Source organism: Coralloluteibacterium thermophilum (assembly GCF_042654365.1).
Classification (GTDB): Bacteria; Pseudomonadota; Gammaproteobacteria; order Xanthomonadales; family Xanthomonadaceae; genus Coralloluteibacterium; species Coralloluteibacterium thermophilum.
Genome location: NZ_JBHSGG010000048.1, coordinates 12,121 through 27,512 on the forward strand (window position 1 = coordinate 12,121; position 15,392 = coordinate 27,512).

Annotated in this window: 17 protein-coding genes; 13 read left to right on the plus strand and 4 right to left on the minus strand. The window is 74.2% G+C overall.

What is annotated here, in order from left to right:
* Positions 1-11: 11 nt before the first annotated feature.
* From gspL to ACFO3Q_RS15745, 7 genes are all read left to right on the plus strand, one after another.
* Positions 12-1,193 (plus strand): type II secretion system protein GspL, encoded by a 1,182-nt coding sequence (gene gspL, locus ACFO3Q_RS15715; protein WP_377005643.1) that lies wholly within the window; start codon positions 12-14, stop codon positions 1,191-1,193.
* Entirely contained in the window at positions 1,190-1,663 is a 474-nt protein-coding gene (gspM, locus tag ACFO3Q_RS15720; RefSeq protein WP_377005644.1) for a type II secretion system protein GspM, read from the plus strand. The genes gspL and gspM overlap by 4 nt, the downstream gene beginning before the upstream one ends.
* Positions 1,663-2,406: a type II secretion system protein N gene (gene gspN, locus ACFO3Q_RS15725; protein WP_377005645.1), complete on the plus strand. Its 744-nt coding sequence runs from the start codon at positions 1,663-1,665 to the stop codon at positions 2,404-2,406. Before gspM ends, gspN begins: the two co-directional genes overlap by 1 nt.
* On the plus strand, positions 2,403-2,963 hold the full coding sequence (gene nudE, locus ACFO3Q_RS15730; RefSeq protein ID WP_377005647.1) for an ADP compounds hydrolase NudE: 561 nt from the start codon (positions 2,403-2,405) through the stop codon (positions 2,961-2,963). Before gspN ends, nudE begins: the two co-directional genes overlap by 4 nt.
* Positions 2,960-3,751 (plus strand): 3'(2'),5'-bisphosphate nucleotidase CysQ, encoded by a 792-nt coding sequence (gene cysQ, locus ACFO3Q_RS15735; protein ID WP_377005648.1) that lies wholly within the window; start codon positions 2,960-2,962, stop codon positions 3,749-3,751. The genes nudE and cysQ overlap by 4 nt, the downstream gene beginning before the upstream one ends.
* A complete protein-coding gene (mazG, locus tag ACFO3Q_RS15740) occupies positions 3,741-4,568 on the plus strand; it encodes a nucleoside triphosphate pyrophosphohydrolase (protein ID WP_377005649.1) in 828 nt (275 codons plus the stop codon). Before cysQ ends, mazG begins: the two co-directional genes overlap by 11 nt.
* Positions 4,569-4,644: 76 nt before the next feature.
* Positions 4,645-4,947 carry an Mpo1-like protein gene (locus ACFO3Q_RS15745; RefSeq protein WP_377005651.1) on the plus strand — a complete coding sequence of 101 codons (303 nt, stop codon included), beginning with the start codon at positions 4,645-4,647 and terminating at the stop codon, positions 4,945-4,947.
* Between the two features lie 21 nt (positions 4,948-4,968).
* On the opposite strand, the gene ACFO3Q_RS15750 is transcribed toward ACFO3Q_RS15745, so the two are convergent.
* The 3 genes from ACFO3Q_RS15750 to ACFO3Q_RS15760 all read right to left on the minus strand — a co-directional run bounded on the left by ACFO3Q_RS15750 (position 4,969) and on the right by ACFO3Q_RS15760 (position 8,622).
* Entirely contained in the window at positions 4,969-5,319 is a 351-nt protein-coding gene (locus tag ACFO3Q_RS15750) for a DMT family protein (protein WP_377005653.1), read from the minus strand.
* Positions 5,320-5,395: 76 nt separating this feature from the next.
* On the minus strand, positions 5,396-7,897 hold the full coding sequence (locus tag ACFO3Q_RS15755; RefSeq protein ID WP_377005655.1) for an ABC transporter permease: 2,502 nt from the start codon (positions 7,895-7,897) through the stop codon (positions 5,396-5,398).
* Entirely contained in the window at positions 7,894-8,622 is a 729-nt protein-coding gene (locus ACFO3Q_RS15760) for an ABC transporter ATP-binding protein (protein ID WP_377005657.1), read from the minus strand. The genes ACFO3Q_RS15755 and ACFO3Q_RS15760 overlap by 4 nt, the downstream gene beginning before the upstream one ends.
* 22 nt (positions 8,623-8,644) lie before the next feature.
* Here ACFO3Q_RS15760 and ACFO3Q_RS15765 point away from each other — a divergent pair, with 22 nt between their 5' ends.
* The 6 genes from ACFO3Q_RS15765 (at position 8,645) to ACFO3Q_RS15790 (ending at position 14,697) form a co-directional block, all read left to right on the plus strand.
* Entirely contained in the window at positions 8,645-9,223 is a 579-nt protein-coding gene (locus ACFO3Q_RS15765) for an arylesterase (protein WP_377005659.1), read from the plus strand.
* An 86-nt stretch (positions 9,224-9,309) separates the two neighbouring features.
* A complete protein-coding gene (locus ACFO3Q_RS15770; protein ID WP_377005661.1) occupies positions 9,310-10,041 on the plus strand; it encodes a response regulator transcription factor in 732 nt (243 codons plus the stop codon).
* 25 nt (positions 10,042-10,066) lie between these two features.
* Complete coding sequence (locus ACFO3Q_RS15775; RefSeq protein WP_377005663.1) at positions 10,067-11,140, plus strand: sensor histidine kinase; 1,074 nt, start codon at positions 10,067-10,069, stop codon at positions 11,138-11,140.
* A gap of 76 nt (positions 11,141-11,216) precedes the next feature.
* The gene (locus tag ACFO3Q_RS15780; protein WP_377005665.1) at positions 11,217-12,680 is read left to right on the plus strand and encodes an efflux RND transporter periplasmic adaptor subunit; all 1,464 of its coding nucleotides are present in this window, start codon (positions 11,217-11,219) and stop codon (positions 12,678-12,680) included.
* Positions 12,677-13,402 carry an ABC transporter ATP-binding protein gene (locus ACFO3Q_RS15785; protein ID WP_377005667.1) on the plus strand — a complete coding sequence of 242 codons (726 nt, stop codon included), beginning with the start codon at positions 12,677-12,679 and terminating at the stop codon, positions 13,400-13,402. The genes ACFO3Q_RS15780 and ACFO3Q_RS15785 overlap by 4 nt, the downstream gene beginning before the upstream one ends.
* Positions 13,399-14,697 (plus strand): ABC transporter permease, encoded by a 1,299-nt coding sequence (locus ACFO3Q_RS15790; RefSeq protein WP_377005669.1) that lies wholly within the window; start codon positions 13,399-13,401, stop codon positions 14,695-14,697. Before ACFO3Q_RS15785 ends, ACFO3Q_RS15790 begins: the two co-directional genes overlap by 4 nt.
* A gap of 57 nt (positions 14,698-14,754) precedes the next feature.
* Here ACFO3Q_RS15790 and ACFO3Q_RS15795 read toward each other — a convergent pair whose 3' ends face one another.
* The gene (locus tag ACFO3Q_RS15795) at positions 14,755-15,390 is read right to left on the minus strand and encodes a TVP38/TMEM64 family protein (protein ID WP_377005671.1); all 636 of its coding nucleotides are present in this window, start codon (positions 15,388-15,390) and stop codon (positions 14,755-14,757) included.
* Between the last annotated feature and the right edge of the window lie 2 nt (positions 15,391-15,392).

Sequence of the window (15,392 nt, forward strand, 5' to 3'; positions counted from 1 at the left end):
ACACTCGCGCGATGTCCCGCCTCGTCGTCCGACTGCGTCCCGCGTCCGCCGGCTCCGCCGCGCCGGAATGGGAATGGTGGCCGGCGGGGCGGCGTGCCGAAGCCCGGCCAGGGCTGCCGCCGCCGGCGCGCGACGCCAGGCGGACGCTCCAGGTCCTGGTGCCTGCCGAGGACGTGCTGCTGCTGGCGACGCCGCGCGTCGGCGGCACCGCCCGGCAGCGTGCGCGGGCGGTGCCCTTCGCGATCGAGGAACAGCTCGCCGCGCCGGTCGAGCACATGCACGTCGCATGGTGCGAGCTGGACGCCGCGCGGCTCCATGTCGCCGCGGTGGAGCGCGCGAGGCTGCGCGCCTGGCTGGCGCCGCTGGCCGCCGCCGGACTCGCGCCGGACAGCCTGCTTCCGGACGTTCTCGTGCTGCCCGGGCCTGCCGAAGGTGCGGCCCACGTCCGCCTGGACCGCGACCGCGCGCTGCTGCGCCTCGGGCCCGCCTCGGCCTACGCCGGCGCGCCGTCCGAGGTCGCCGCCGTGCTGGCGCCTCGTGCGCGGCGGCTCGACCGTGTCGTCGTCGAGGCGGACGCGGCCGACGCGGCGGCGTCCGCCGCCTTCGTCGCCGCTGCCGGGCTGGACCCGCAGCGCGTGGAGCACCGTCCGCCGGGCGACGACCTCCCTCCGCCGGGCGCCGTACCGGACCTGCTGCAGGGCGAGTTCGCGCCGCCGCGCAGGCGTGCCGCCGCCGCCGGGGCGTGGCGGTGGGCGGCCGCGCTCGCCGGGGCCGCGGTCCTGCTCGGAGTGGGCGGCCTCGCGCTGGAGCGGGAGATGCTCGCCGCGCGCGTGGCCGAGCAGCGCGCGGAGATGGAGGCCCTGTACCGCCGCGCGGTGCCGCAGGCCGTGCGCGTCGTGGACCCCGCCATGCAGCTCCGGGCCGCCGCGGACGGTGCGGAGCGGACCGCCGATCCGGCGCTGGCGCTGCTCGCGCGGGCCGCACCGGTGCTCGCCGCGGACGGCTGCTGCACGCTCGACGCCGTCGATTACCGCGCGGGAGCGCTCGAACTGACCCTGGTGGCGCCCGACCTTGCGGCGCTGGACGGGCTGCGCGGCAGCCTCGCCGCGACGGGCGCCCGTGCCGAACTGACCCAGGCGACCCTGGGGACGCGCGGCGTCGAGGGACGCTTGCGCCTGGGAGGTGCCCGATGAGCCGCCTCGATGCGCTCTCCGCCCGCGATCGCCGCGTGCTCGCCTGGGGCGCGGCGGTCGCCGTCCTCGTGCTGGGCTGGGCGTGGCTGCTGGATCCGCTGCTGGCCTCGCGCGAGGCGCTGCGCGGGCAGGCCGCGGCGAACGCGCGCGACCTGGCGTGGATGCGGCCGCTCGCGGGCCGGCTGGCCGCGCAGGGCCCCGCCGCGACGGCGCCGGCGGACGGCCGTTCGCTGCTTGCGCGGGTCGATGCCGGCCTGCGCGAGGCGGGGCTGGCCTCGGCGCTCGCGGCCGTCGAACCGCAGGGAGCCGGCAGCGTCCGCGTCCGCCTGGCCGATGCCGATTTCGATGCCCTGGTGGCTTGGATGGAGGGCGCCGTCGCCCAGGGCGCGCGCATCGAGGAATGGAGCGCGCAGCGCAGCGGCGCCGGCCGCGTCGACGCGCGCCTGCTGCTGCGCGAGGGCGCGCCCTGATGCGCAGGGTCCTGCTCGCGCTGGCGGGGCTGGCCGTGTTCGCGGCGGCGCTGGTCGCCTTCCTCCCCGCCGCGGTGGCGCTGCGCTGGCTCGCGCCGCCGCTGCCCGACCTCGTCCTCGAGGACCCGCAGGGCACCATCTGGAACGGCCGCGTCGGCCGGGTGCTGCACCAGGGCCAGGAGCTGGGCGAGCTGCGCTGGGTGGCGCGACGCTCGGCCCTGCTGGAAGGCGCCTATGCCGCCGACTTCGTCCTCGAAGGGCCGGCGGAGGCGCGCGGCCACCTGTACCGTTCGTTCCGCGACCTGCGCCTGCGCGACGTGGATGCGCGCGCGCCGGCGCTCCTGTTCGACGGCGCACTGGGCCCCGGGCTTCGCCCGCAGGGCGAGATCGCCCTGTCGCTGGCGCACGCGCACTGGCGCGATGACCGCCTCGTCGCCATCGACGGCCGCGCCGACTGGCGCCGCGCCGCGCTCGGCGGGGCGCTGGCGGCGCGCCTCGGCGAGATCAGGGCCGTCTTCGCCGATACCGGCGACGGCCGCGTCCGCGGGGAAGTGGAGGCGCGCGACGGTGCGCTCGACATCTCCGGCGGCTTCGATACCGGTCCCGCCGGCTGGCGGCTGGACCTGCTGCTGGCCAGCCGCGAGCCGGCGATCGTGCGTGTACTGCAGTGGTTCGGGGAGCCGGCCGGCCCCGGCCGGCGACGTCTGAGAATGGAGGGTGCGTGGGCAACGGCGACATCTTGAACAGGGCTCCCGTGCCGCCGCGGGTGCACGGCGTGGCGGCGCGCGAGGAGGCCGACCGCATCGTCGAGACCGTGGACCTGGAGTTCAGCAACGGCGAGCACCGGCGCTACACGCGCGTCCGCGCGCACGGGCGCGGCGCGGTCATCGTCGCGGCCATGCCCGATCCCGACACGGTACTGCTGGTGCGCGAGTACGCCTGCGGCACCGACCGCTACGAGATCGGCCTGCCCAAGGGCCGCATCGACGGCGACGAGACGATCGAGCACGCGGCCGAGCGCGAGCTCAAGGAGGAGGCCGGCTTCGGCGCGCGGCGCCTCACCGTGCTGCGCAGCCTGACCCTCTCGCCGAACTACATGACCCACCAGGCCTGGCTGGTGCTGGCCGAGGACCTCTACCCGGAGCGACTGCCCGGCGACGAGCCCGAGGAGCTCGAGGTCATCCCGTGGAAGCTCGACGCCCTGCACGAACTGATGCTGCGCGAGGACTGCTCCGAAGGGCGCTCGCTCGCCGGCCTGTTCCTGGTGCGCGAGTACGTCCGCCGCCGGAGCGCCACATGAGCGCGCTGCGCGAGGCCGTCGTCGCCGTCGCACGCGAGGCCGCGGCCGCCATCCTCGCCGTGTATCGCGAGGACTTCGAGGTGATGAGCAAGGCCGACCGCTCGCCGGTGACCGAGGCCGACCTGGCCGCGCACCGCATCATCCGCGACGGCCTGGCCGCGCTCGACCCCGCCCTGCCCCTGGTCTCCGAGGAGGGCGCCAAGGCGGACTGGGAGGAGCGCCGCGGCTGGCGTCGCTACTGGCTGGTCGATCCGCTCGACGGCACCCGCGAGTTCGTCAAGCGCAACGGCGAGTTCACCGTGAACATCGCGCTGATCGAGGACGGGGTGCCGGTGCTCGGGACGATCCTGGCGCCGGTGACCGGCGAATGCGTGTTCGCCGAGCGCGGGCAGGGCGCCTTCCTGCGCGACGGCGAGGGCGACGTGGAGCTGGCGACCCGGCGCGATCCGGGGCCGCCGCTGCGGGTGGCCGCCAGCCGCTCGCACCGCGACCCGCGGGTGGACGCGCTGCTCGCGCGCATGCCCGACCGCGAGACCATCGGGCTGGGGTCGTCGCTCAAGTTCTGCCGCATCGCGGAGGGCCGCATCGACGTCTATCCGCGCTTCGGCACGACCTGCGAATGGGACACCGCCGCCGGGCAGTGCATCGTCGAGGCGGCGGGGGGCGGCGTCTACGCCCTCGACGGCAGCCCGCTGCGCTACAACACCCGCGAGTCGCTGAAGAACCCGGACTTCGTCGCAGTGGGGGACCCGGGCCTGCCGTGGCGGGAGTGGTTCGATGGCCGCTGACGCGCCGGAGCCCGGCGACGTCGCCGGCCTGCTCGCGGTGATGGCGCGCCTGCGCGACCCGCAGCGCGGCTGTCCCTGGGACCTGCGGCAGAGCTTCGCGAGCATCGCGCCCTACACCATCGAGGAGGCCTACGAGGTCGCCGACGCCATCGAGCGCGGCGACCTGGCCGACCTGCGCGACGAGCTGGGCGACCTGCTGCTGCAGGTGGTCTTCCACGCGCGCATGGCCGAGGAGGCCGGCGCCTTCGGCTTCGCCGAGGTGGTCGAAGGCATCCGCGACAAGCTGGTGCGGCGCCACCCGCACGTCTTCGGCGAGGCCGATGCCGGCGACGTCGCCGCCGACTGGGAGGCGATCAAGCGCGCCGAACGCGCCGATCGCGGGGAGACCGACGCCTCCGCGCTGGCCGGCATCGCGCGCGGGCTGCCGGAGTGGCAGCGGGCCATCAAGCTGCAGTCCCGCGCCGCGCGCACGGGCTTCGACTGGCCCGGCCACGCACCCGTCATCGCCAAGCTGCACGAGGAGATCGAGGAGGTGCGCGCGGAATTCGAGGCCTGCGCCGCCGATCCGGCGGACGCGCGGGCGCAGGCGCGTCTGGAGGACGAGCTGGGCGACCTGCTGTTCGTCGCGGCCAACCTCGCGCGCCACGCCCGGGTCGATCCGGGGGCGGCACTGCGGCGGGCGAACGCCAAGTTCGAACGCCGTTTCCGCAGGATGGAGGCGCTGGCCGAGGCGGAGGGGCAGGCCTTCGCGGCGCTCGACCTCGACGCGCAGGAGCGGCTCTGGGCGCGCGCCAAGGCGGAGGAGCGCGCGGCCTGACGCGCTGCGCCGCAGCGTGCGCCCGCCGGCCGGGCTCCGCACCATGCCCGGGTCCCGGAGATTCCCAGGCAGGACCATGTCGCGCTTCGCCAGCTTCCGCGAGTTCTATCCGTTCTACCTCGACGAGCACCGCAATCCGGTCTCGCGCCGCCTGCACTTCATCGGAAGCTGCGGCGTGATCGTCCTGGTCGTGGCCGCGCTGCTCACCCGCAACCCGTGGTGGCTGCCCGCCGCCCTGGTCTGCGGCTACGGCTTCGCCTGGGTCGGCCACTTCTTCTTCGAGAAGAACCGCCCGGCGACCTTTCGGCATCCCTTCTATTCGTTCGCCGGCGACTGGGTGATGTTCAAGGACATCCTCACCGGGCGCATCCGCTTCTAGCTTCGGCGGCGCGGCCGCGCTCTATTCGAGGAAGATCAGCCAGCTCGCCACGACGATGAGCGCGAAGCCCGCGAAGTGGTTCCAGCGCAGCGACTCGCCCAGGTAGGCCACCGAGAACACTGCGAAGACGCTCAGGGTCAGCACCTCCTGGATGGTCTTGAGCTGGGCCGCCGAGTACACCGCGTGCCCGATCCGGTTGGCGGGCACCGCCAGCCAGTACTCGAAGAAGGCGATGCCCCAGCTTGCAAGCACCACGATCCACAGCGGCGTGGAGCCGAACTTCAGGTGCCCGTACCAGGCGAAGGTCATGAACACGTTGGACGCCAGCAGCAGGGCGACCGGGGCGAGGTAGGGAATCAGGCTGGAGGACATGGCGGCGGCGCGCGGTGAGGACGCGCGGAGCGTAGCGGAGCCGGGGGAGCGGCGGGGTGCCGCTCCCCCGCGCCGCTCAGGTCTCGCCGCGCAGCGCCCGCGCCGGGGGCGTGCGCAGGATGCGCCGGGTGCCCAGGCGCCCGGCGAGCACCGAGAGCAGCAGGCCGGCCGCCGCGGTGGTCAGCAGGACCGGCCAGGGCATGGCAAGCGGCATCTCGAAGGCGCGGCGCGCGAGGATCTCGCCGGTCAGGACCGCGCCGAAGATGGCCAGCAGCGCCGCCAGCCCGCCGAGTGTGGCGAACTCGACGGTGACCGCCGCCGCGAGCTGCCGGCGCCGCGCGCCGAGGGTGCGCAGGACCGCGCTCTCGAACCGCCGCTCGGCGGCGGTGGACTGCAGCGCGGCCATCAGCACCAGGAGGCCGGCCGCGAGACTGAAGCCCAGCACGAGCTGCACCGCCTGCCCCACCCGCTCCATCACGTCGCGCACGCGCGCCAGGATGGCGTCGATGTCGATCAGGGTGATGTTGGGGAAGCTGCGGCTGAGCGCGGCCAGTTCCGTGCTCCGCTCGGGCGGAAGGTGGAAGCTCGAGATCAGGCTGTAGGCGGCCTCGCCGACGGCGCCGGCGTTGAGCACCACGAAGAAGTTCACCTGGAACGAGTCCCACTGCGCCTCGCGGATGTTGGTGACGGTGAACTCCAGCGTGCGCTCGCCCACGCGGATGCCGAGGCGGTCGCCCAGGCCGAGCCCGTAGCGCTCCGCGAAGCCGGCCTCCACCGAGGCCTCCGGTGCGGTGCTGTCGGCGTCCCAGAAGGCGCCGGCGACCAGGGTGTTGGCCGGCGGAAAGCTGGTCCGCCAGCTGAAGTTGAGCGGGCGGTCGCTGCCTCCGTCGCCGCCGCGGTCCGGATCCGGAGCGCCGTCGTCGTCGCGCCGGACCGGCGGTTCGCCGTTGATGGTCGCCAGCCGCCCGGTGCTGAAGGGTTCGACCTGGGCCTGCGAGACGCCCAGGGCCTGCAGGCGCTCGACCACGGCCTCGCGCTGGTCCGGCTGCACGTTCATCAGGAAGTAGTTCGGGGCGTCGGCCGGCAGGCGTGCCTGCCACTGGTTCAGCAGTGCCGGGCCGATGCCGGCGAGCAGGAGCAGGGCGCACAGCGACAGCGACAGCCCGACCAGCTGCAGCACGCCCAGCCCGCGCCGGCGCAGCAGCGAGGCGAGGCCGAGGCGCGCGGCGCCGCGCAGGCGGCCCTGCAGGTGGCGCAGCGCCCACAGCAGCAGCGCGCCGACGGCGCCGGAGGCCAGGGCGAGCGCCGCGAGCCCGAGCAGTACCCAGAGGGCGAGGGTGGCGTCCCGTACCGCGTAGACCGCGAGGCCCGCGCTGGCGGCCAGCGCCGCCAGGTAGACCAGGGCCGAGGTCGGCGGCAGCGCGGCGTAGCTGCGGTTCAGCACGCGCATCGGCGGCACGCCGCGCAGGCGCACCAGCGGCGGCAGGGCGAAGCCGATCAGGAGCACCACGCCGATGGCCGCGCCGGCGAGCGCGGGCGCCGCGTTCGGCAGCGGCAGGCGCGCCGGCAGCAGGCTGCCCAGTGCCTCGACCAGGCCGGCCTGCGCCGCCAGGCCGAGGCCGATGCCGACCAGGCAGGCCGGCACCGCCAGCATCAGCAGTTGCAGCGCGAGCGCGGAGAGGATCTGGTTCTGGCGCGCGCCGAGGCAGCGGAGCACCGCCACGGTGTCGGTCCTGCGCAGGGCGAAGCGGTTGGCCGCCAGTGCCGTGGCCACGCCCGCCAGCAGGACTGCGAGCAGGGCGGCGAGCGCCAGGAAGCGCCCGGCGCGCTCGAAGGCCAGGCTCACCTGGCGCTGCGCGTCGGCGAGGCTGACCATGCGGAATCCCTGGGCCTGCGGCTGCACCCAGGCACGGAAGTCCGCGACCGCGGCCGGCTCGCCCGCCACCATCAGGCGCTGGCTGGCGCGGCTGCCCGGGCCCAGCAGCTCGGAGCGCTGCACGTCCTCCAGGGCGACCATGAGCCGTGGGGCGAGCTGCAGGAAATCGCCGCCGGCATCGGGCTCGGTGTGCAGGAGACCGGCAATGCGCAGCGTGCCGTCGCCGAACTCCAGCGTGTCGCCCACGTCCACGCCCAGCGTGGCGAGCAGGCGCGCGTCGGCATAGGCCTCGCCGACCGCGGGCGCCCGCGCCGGCTGCGGGTCCAGTCCGCTGCGGTCGGTCGCGACCAGCAGGGTCCCGCGCAGCGGATAGCCCGCGTCCACACCCTTGATCTCCGCGAGCTGGCTGGCCTCGCCGGCGAACACCACGCTCGGGAACTCGACCATGCGGGCCGTGTCCAGCCCGCGTCGCCGCGCCTCCTCGGCCCAGGCCGGGTCCGGCGCCTGGCGGCCGCGGACGCCGAAGTCGCCGCCGATGACCTCCGCGCCGCTGCGCGTGAGCGCCAGCTCGACCCGGTTGACGAGGGTGCCCACGGCGGTCATCACGGCCACGCCGAGCACCAGGGCGGCGAACACCGTCAGCAGGTCGCCGTGCGCGAACTCCCGCCGCAGCGAGCGGAAGGCATAGGTCCCGACCTTCATGCGCGGGCGCCCGTGTCTTCGCGCAGGCGGCCGCCGTCGAGCAGGAACACGCGGCCGCAGCGCCGCGCGAGCCCGAGGTCGTGGGTGACCAGGACCAGGGTGGTGCCGGCGTCGCGGTTCATGGCGAACAGCAGGTCGCCGATGTGGCGGCCGGTGGCCTGGTCGAGGTTGCCGGTCGGCTCGTCGGCGAACAGGATGCGCGGCTGCGCCACGAAGGCGCGCGCCAGGGCGACGCGCTGCTGCTCGCCGCCGGACATCTGCCGCGGATAGTGGCGGCGTCGCGCGCCCAGGCCCACCGCCTCCAGCGCCGCGTCGACCCGTGCGGGATCCTCGCGACCGGCCAGTTCGAGCGGCAGGGCCACGTTCTCCGCCGCGGTCAGCGCCGGAAGCAGGTGGAAGCTCTGGAACACGAAGCCGACCTCCCGCGCGCGGAGCGCGGCGCGCGCCTCCTCGTCCATGCGTTCGAGGTGCTCGCCGGCGAGCACGACCTCGCCGCGGGTCGGCACGTCCAGTCCGGCCAGCAGGCCGAGCAGGGTGGTCTTGCCCGAGCCGGAGGCGCCGACGATGGCCACGCTCTCGCCCGGATTCACTTCGAGTTCGACCCCCGCCAGTATCGTCAGCTCGCCCTCGGGCCCCTGTACCGACTTGCCGAGACCACGCACCGCGATGACCGCCTCCCGTCCCGCCGTTCCCGCTTCCCGTTCGAGCTTCGTCTCGCGCTGCATCGTCGTCCTTTCGTCGTTGTTGATGGCGGCCGGCGCACTGGCCGCGCCGCCTCCGCTGCTGGTGGTGGGGGACAGCCTGAGCGCCGCCCACAACATCCCGGTCGAGGCCGGCTGGGTGAGTCTGCTGGAAGATCGCCTGCAGTCGGAGATGGAGACACCGCCGGAAGTCATCAATGCCAGCATCAGCGGCGAGACCAGCGCGGGCGGGCTGGCACGCCTGCCGCGCCTGCTCCGTGAGCATGCGCCGGGCGTGGTCATCATCGAGCTCGGCGGCAACGACGCCCTGCGCGGGCTGCCGCCGGCGCAGCTGCGCGGCAACCTGGAGCGCATGGTCGAGCTGAGCCGGGAGGCCGGTGCGCGGGTGCTGCTGCTGGGCATCGACATCCCGCCGAACTACGGCGGCGCCTACCGCGAGCGGGTGCGGGGGGTGTATACCGGCCTCGCCGAGGCGCTGGACGTGCCGCTGATGCCGTTCTTCCTGGAGGGGGTGGCGCTGGAGCCGGGGCTGATGCAGTCCGACGGCATCCATCCGACGGCGGACGCGCAGCCGCGCCTGCTGGAGAATGTCTGGCCGGTGCTCCGGCCGCTGCTGGAGGACTGAGGCGCGTTCCACGCGGATTCACATTGGGATCACTGCGGCAGCGGCAACTTTCACAAAGCTGAAGTCACCTGTAGAGGTTGATGCAAATGCGTAGCCGTGAAGAGCCCGCCGGCCTCGTGCTGGTCGTGGAGGACAACCGAAACATCTCCGAAATGGTCGGCGAGTACCTCGAATCCCGCGGATTCGGCGTCGATTACGCCTCGGACGGCCTGGATGGCTTCCGTCTGGCCTGCGACAACAGCTATGACGTCATCGTGCTCGACCTGATGCTGCCGCGCCTGGACGGCATCGGCGTCTGCCGCCGCCTGCGGCAGGAGGCCAAGAAGTCGACGCCGGTGCTGATGCTGACCGCACGCGACACCCTGGACGACAAGGTCGCCGGCCTGGACGCCGGTGCCGACGACTACCTGGTCAAACCCTTCGCGGTGCCCGAGCTGGAGGCCCGCATCCGCGCCCTGATCCGCCGCGAGCGCCGGCAGGTCAGCGCGGAGCTGCTGAAGGTGGACGATCTCGTGCTCGACACCGCGAGCCTGCGGGTCACCCGCGCGGGACGCGAGATCCAGCTTTCGCCGATCGGCCTGCGCCTGCTGACCATCCTCATGCGCGAATCGCCGCGCGTGGTCAGCCGCCGCGACATCGAGCGCGAGATCTGGGGCGACGCGCTGCCCGACTCCGACACCCTGCGCAGCCATCTCTACAACCTGCGCAAGGCGATCGACCGGCCGTTCGAGAAACAGCTGCTGCACACCGTGCAGACGGCGGGCTACCGCGTGGCCGATCTCGACGCACCGCCCGTCGCTGCCGCCGCGAGTGGCTGACACCGGCATCGGGCGCGCAGTCGACGTGGACGCAGGTCCAGCCCTGCGGCAGAAGGTCTGGCGCGGATTCGCGCGCCAGATCCTGTCCATCCTCGCCGCCGCCCTGCTCGGGGCGGTCGGTGCGTGGGTGTTCGTCGCCCATCGCGCGGGCGACCTTGGGGGCGGGGCGGCGCTGGCCGCCGCGTTCGCGCTCCTCCTCGGCCTGTGCCTGCCCCTGGCGCTGGCCTGGTGGTCCTATCGCGGCTACGTCCGCGCGCTGGGCCCCCTGCACTGGCTGGCCGGGCAGGTGCGGCGCTACGACCCGCGGGACCCGGGCCACGGCGGGTTCGCGCCGGAGTCGCTGCCGCCCGACATGGACGCGGAGACGCGCGTGCTGGCCTCGTCGCTGCACCAGCTGGCGCGGGAGGTCGAGGCGGTGCTCGAACGCGAGCGCCGCTTCACCCGCGACGCCAGCCACGAGCTGCGCACGCCGCTCACCGTCATCCGCATGGCGACGGACCTGCTGCTCGCCGACCCGGACCAGTCTCCGTACTCGCAGCGCGCGCTGCGGCGCATCCAGGACTCCGGCCGCGACATGGAGGCGCTCATCGAGTCCTTCCTGCTGCTGGCGCGCGCCCCCGACCTCGATACCGGCGGCGAGGAGGCCCGGGTTGCGCAGGTGGTGTACGAGCAGGTCGAGGATGCCCGCCCGCTGCTGAGGAACAAGCCGGTCGAGCTGCACGTGCAGGCCGACTGCGACTTCAGCGTGCAGGCACCGGCGCGCGTGGTCTCGGTGCTGCTGGGCAACCTGATCCGCAACGCCTGCGTGTTCACCGACAGCGGCCGCATCGACGTGCGCATCGGCCGCGGCGAGGTGGTGGTCGAGGACAGCGGCATCGGCATGAGCCCGGACGTGCTGGCGCGCGCCTTCGAGCCGTTCTACCGCCTCGGCGACGGGCGCCGCGGCCACGGCATCGGCCTGTCCATCGTGCGCCGCCTCGGCGACCGCTTCGGCTGGCAGATCGTCCTCGAGAGCACGCCGGAGCAGGGGACGGTGGCGAGCGTGCGCTTCCCCAACGCCGAGGTGATCGAGCCCGAGGCCGACGTGGCGGCGGGCTGAGCGTTTCTTCGCGGGGCGCGAAGGAAATCCGCGGGTGCCGCGTTCCAACCGCATCCGCCCAGCCGACCATCGCCCGATGAGCCCAGCCAGCCGCCCCTCCTTCCTGCTTCGCCGCGTCCTGCCCGCCCTCGCGGTCCTCGCCGTCCTCGGCCTCGTCGCCTGGTGGCTGGCCGGCCCTGCGCCCAGGACGGAGCAGTACCGCACCGCGACCGTGGAGCGCGGCGCCATCCGCGTCTCCATCTCGGCGACCGGCACGCTGCGGGCGCTGTCCACGGTGGAGGTGGGCTCCCAGGTCTCGGGCCTCATCACCTCGGTCGAGGTCGACTTCAACGACCGCGTGGAGACGGGGCAGGCCATCGCCCACATCGACCCTGGCCCCCTGCAACTGCAGCTCCAGCAGGCGCAGGCCAACCTCGCCAGCGCGCGCGCCTCGCTCGGCGAAGCCCGCGCGACCGCGACCAACGCGGAACGCGACTACGCGCGCAGGGAGGAGCTGGGAGAACGCCAGCTCGTGGCGCGCAGCGAGATCGACCTCGCCCTGGCCGCACGCGACCAGGCGCGCGCGCGCGTGGCCTCGGCGCAGTCGCAGGTGCAGCAGGCCCAGGTCGCCGTCGAGCGCGCCCAGCTCGATCTCGGCTACGCGGTGATCCGCTCGCCCGTGGACGGCGTGGTGCTCTCGCGGACGGTCGAGCCAGGCCAGACCGTGGCCGCCAGTTTCCAGACCCCGGTGCTGTTCCAGATCGCCGAGGACCTCTCGCAGATGCAGATCGAGCTGAGCGTGGACGAGGCCGACGTCGGCGCGATCCGGCCGGGCCAGCCGGTCCGGTTCACCGTCGATGCCTTCCGCGACCGCGAGTTCCGCGGCAGCGTCGATCAGGTGCGCCTGGCGGCCGTGGAGACCTCGAGCGTCATCACCTATCCGGTGGTGGTGCGGGTGGACAACGCCGACCTCAGCCTGCTGCCGGGCATGACCGCGAACGCCGAGATCGAGACCGCGCGGCGCGACGACGTGCTGCGCGTGCCGAACGCGGCGCTGCGTTTCCGGCCCGCGGACGCGCCCGCCGCCCCGTCGCCGACGGCGCGTGCGGGCGGCATGGGCATGGCCGACAGCGTCGAGCGCATCGCGCAGTCCATGGAACTCGACGCCGAGCAGCGCGCCGCGTTCGAGAACGAGCTGGGCGCGCTGCGCGAGCGCATGCAGCGGGTGGTCGCCGCGCGCGAGGCGGGCGCCAGCCGTGCGCCGGGTCCGCCGCCGGGCGGTCAGCCCGGGCAGGGCGGCCAGCGCCGTCCGGGCGGGATCGGCGAGGCCTTCCCCAACTTCCGCGCCAGCCTCGACGAGACCCAGCGCGCGCAGTGGGACACCGCGCTGCGCGAGCTCGCCAGCGTCCGCAGCGGCACCATCTGGCTGCTCGAGAACGGCCGGCCGGCGGCGCGCAGCGTGCGCATCGGCGCCACCGACGGCACCGCCACCGAGATCGCCGGTGAGGGCGTCGAGGAAGGCGCGCGGGTCATCACCGGCGTCGAGCGCAGCGGGCCATGACCACGCCGGTCATCGACATCCGCGGCCTGCGCAAGGTCTACGCCGAGGGCTCGCCGGCCGAGGTCGTGGCGCTGCGCGGCGTCGACCTGCGCGTGGAACCGGGCGAGTTCCTCGCCATCATGGGCCCGTCGGGTTCGGGCAAGTCGACCCTGATGAACATGCTGGGCTGCCTGGACACGCCCTCGTCCGGCACCTACCTCTGCGACGGCGTGGACGTGGCCAGCCTCGACGCCACCGGGCGCGCCAAGCTGCGGCTGTCCAAGATCGGCTTCGTGTTCCAGGGCTTCCACCTGCTGACCCGGCTGAGCGCCCTCGACAACGTGCTGCTGCCGCTGTCGTACGCCGGCGTGCCGGTGGCCGAGCGCGCCGAGCGGGCGCGGGCGGCCCTGGCGGCGGTGGGATTGGCCGAACGCGCCGGCCACCGGCCGAGCGAGCTGTCCGGCGGACAGCAGCAGCGCGTGGCGATCGCGCGTGCGCTGATCAACACGCCGCCCCTGCTGCTGGCCGACGAGCCGACGGGCGCGCTCGACTCCCGCACCGGCGAGGAGATCCTCGCGCTGTTCAAGCGGCTCCAGGCGGAGGGCCATACGGTGGTGCTGATCACCCACGACCGCCACGTCGCCGACCACGCCGATCGCGTGGTGATCATGCACGACGGCGAACTCCATCCCGACGGCTGGCAGCCCCCGGACCCGGCGGCGCCGGCAGAGGTGCACGCATGAGCTTCATGGACATCCTGCGCACGGCGCTCGGCTCGCTGCGCGGCAACTGGATGCGCAGCGCGCTCACCGCGCTGGGCGTCATCATCGGCATCGCCGCGGTGATCGTGATGGTCTCGGTCGGGCAGGGCACCCAGGCCCAGCTCGACGACATGATCTCGCGCCTGGGTTCGAACCGGCTGGAGATCTTCTCGTCGGCCGGGCGCAGCGGCGGCGCCCGCATGGGCGCGGGCAGCCAGTCGACCCTGACCGTGCGCGACGTCGAGGCCATCCGCAACGAGATTCCCTCGGTGCAGTACGTCTCGCCGACCCTGCGCGGCAACAGCCAGGTCATCTACGGCGAGCGCAACTGGTCGGTGTCGTGGCAGGGCATCCATGCGGACTACTTCCCGGTCAACGACGCCTCGGTGGTGCTGGGCGAGGAGTTCGGCGAGCGCGACTACGCCGTCGCCGGGCAGGTGGTGATCCTGGGCGAGACGGTCCGCCGCGAGCTGTTCGGCGACATGGATCCGGTGGGCGAGACGGTACGCGTCGGCCGGGTGCCGATGCGCGTGGTCGGCGTGCTGCGCCCGCGTGGGCAGACCGGCTTCGGCGGCGACGCCGACGACGTGATCCTGGTGCCGCTGGAGACCGGCCGCAGGCGCCTGTCCGCGGCCGCGGCCGCCGGCACCGCGGCATCCACCGGCGCCAGCGGCGCGGCGGCTGCGACGCCCGCGCTGCGGCCGCCGGTCCCGGACACGGTGCAGTCCATCTCGGTCGGCGTGGCGCGCGCCGAGGACCTGCAGGTCGCGGAGGCCGAGATCACCGAACTGCTGCGCCAGCGCCATCGCATCGGCATCGGCCAGGAGGACGACTTCAGCGTGCGCAACCTCGCCGAGATCGTCAGCACGCGCACCCAGACCACGCGGCTGATGTCGTGGCTGCTCGGCGCCGTCGCGACGATCTCGCTGATCGTCGGCGGCATCGGGATCATGAACATCATGCTGGTGTCGGTGACCGAGCGGATCCGCGAGATCGGCCTGCGCATGGCGGTGGGCGCGGGGCCGCGCGAGATCCAGCAGCAGTTCCTGGCCGAGGCGATGCTGATCTCGCTGGGCGGCGGCCTGATCGGCATCGTGATCGGCGTGGCGGGCGCACTCGGCGCCAGCCGGCTCGGCGCCCTGCCGGTGCAGCTCAACCTGCAGGTCGTGCTGATGGCGACGGCCTTCTCGGTGGCGACGGGCCTGTTCTTCGGGTTCTATCCGGCGCGCAAGGCATCGCGGCTCGACCCGATCGAGGCGCTGCGCCACCAGGGGTGAGCGCGGCCGGCCGCGCCAGCGATCCCGGCGCGCCGTCCCGGAGGGGCGCGGCGCCCTTCAGTCGCCGGTACGGCCGCGCCGGCGACGCCAGACGAAGAGCGCGGCGCTGACGAACAGCAGCACCGCCACGGCGCCGGCGCCGACGCCGACGTCGCGTTCCAGCAGCGACTCGCCCAGGACCACGAAGGCGGTGGCGTAGACCCCGGTGATGGCCGCGGAGACGCCGAAGTAGATCGGGAAGGGCACGCCCGCCAGGCCCAGCAGGTAGTGCTTGATGAACAGCGGCACGCCGGGCGCGAGCTTGACCAGGATGGTGAAGCGCAGGGCGCCCTCGCCGCCGAAGTCGGGGACCGAGTAGCGGGTGCGCGCGAGCAGGCTCTCCAGCCAGGGCCGCAGCCCGCCGTGCGCGATCCAGTAGCTGAGGATCAGGTTGAGCGCCAGCGCGACCGCGGAGCCCAGCAGGCCGATGCGGATGCCGAAGGTGGCGCCGGCCATGACGAAGAACGGCGTGACCGGCACGCCCAGCGCGGGCAGCACCGCCATCGCGAGGAAGAACGGGACCACGCCGGCGTCCTCGCGCCAGGCGGCGAAGGCCTCGGGGTCCCACAGCAGCCAGCCCGCCGCGGCCGCGGTCGCCACGAACAGGACGAGCGGCAGCAGGCGAAGCAGGGGCGAGGGCGGGTGCGATGCCATGC

What these genes read in the sequence shown, in the direction of transcription:
- gspL (WP_377005643.1), top strand. Translation starts at nt 12, where the DNA reads ATGTCCCGCCTCGTCGTCCGACTGCGTCCCGCGTCCGCCGGCTCCGCC.
- gspM (WP_377005644.1), top strand. Translation starts at nt 1,190, where the DNA reads ATGAGCCGCCTCGATGCGCTCTCCGCCCGCGATCGCCGCGTGCTCGCC.
- gspN (WP_377005645.1), top strand. Translation starts at nt 1,663, where the DNA reads ATGCGCAGGGTCCTGCTCGCGCTGGCGGGGCTGGCCGTGTTCGCGGCG.
- cysQ (WP_377005648.1), top strand. Translation starts at nt 2,960, where the DNA reads ATGAGCGCGCTGCGCGAGGCCGTCGTCGCCGTCGCACGCGAGGCCGCG.
- mazG (WP_377005649.1), top strand. Translation starts at nt 3,741, where the DNA reads ATGGCCGCTGACGCGCCGGAGCCCGGCGACGTCGCCGGCCTGCTCGCG.
- ACFO3Q_RS15745 (WP_377005651.1), top strand. Translation starts at nt 4,645, where the DNA reads ATGTCGCGCTTCGCCAGCTTCCGCGAGTTCTATCCGTTCTACCTCGAC.
- ACFO3Q_RS15750 (WP_377005653.1), bottom strand. Translation starts at nt 5,319, where the DNA reads ATGTCCTCCAGCCTGATTCCCTACCTCGCCCCGGTCGCCCTGCTGCTG.
- ACFO3Q_RS15755 (WP_377005655.1), bottom strand. Translation starts at nt 7,897, where the DNA reads ATGAAGGTCGGGACCTATGCCTTCCGCTCGCTGCGGCGGGAGTTCGCG.
- ACFO3Q_RS15760 (WP_377005657.1), bottom strand. Translation starts at nt 8,622, where the DNA reads ATGCAGCGCGAGACGAAGCTCGAACGGGAAGCGGGAACGGCGGGACGG.
- ACFO3Q_RS15765 (WP_377005659.1), top strand. Translation starts at nt 8,645, where the DNA reads ATGGCGGCCGGCGCACTGGCCGCGCCGCCTCCGCTGCTGGTGGTGGGG.
- ACFO3Q_RS15770 (WP_377005661.1), top strand. Translation starts at nt 9,310, where the DNA reads ATGCGTAGCCGTGAAGAGCCCGCCGGCCTCGTGCTGGTCGTGGAGGAC.
- ACFO3Q_RS15780 (WP_377005665.1), top strand. Translation starts at nt 11,217, where the DNA reads ATGAGCCCAGCCAGCCGCCCCTCCTTCCTGCTTCGCCGCGTCCTGCCC.
- ACFO3Q_RS15785 (WP_377005667.1), top strand. Translation starts at nt 12,677, where the DNA reads ATGACCACGCCGGTCATCGACATCCGCGGCCTGCGCAAGGTCTACGCC.
- ACFO3Q_RS15790 (WP_377005669.1), top strand. Translation starts at nt 13,399, where the DNA reads ATGAGCTTCATGGACATCCTGCGCACGGCGCTCGGCTCGCTGCGCGGC.
- ACFO3Q_RS15795 (WP_377005671.1), bottom strand. Translation starts at nt 15,390, where the DNA reads ATGGCATCGCACCCGCCCTCGCCCCTGCTTCGCCTGCTGCCGCTCGTC.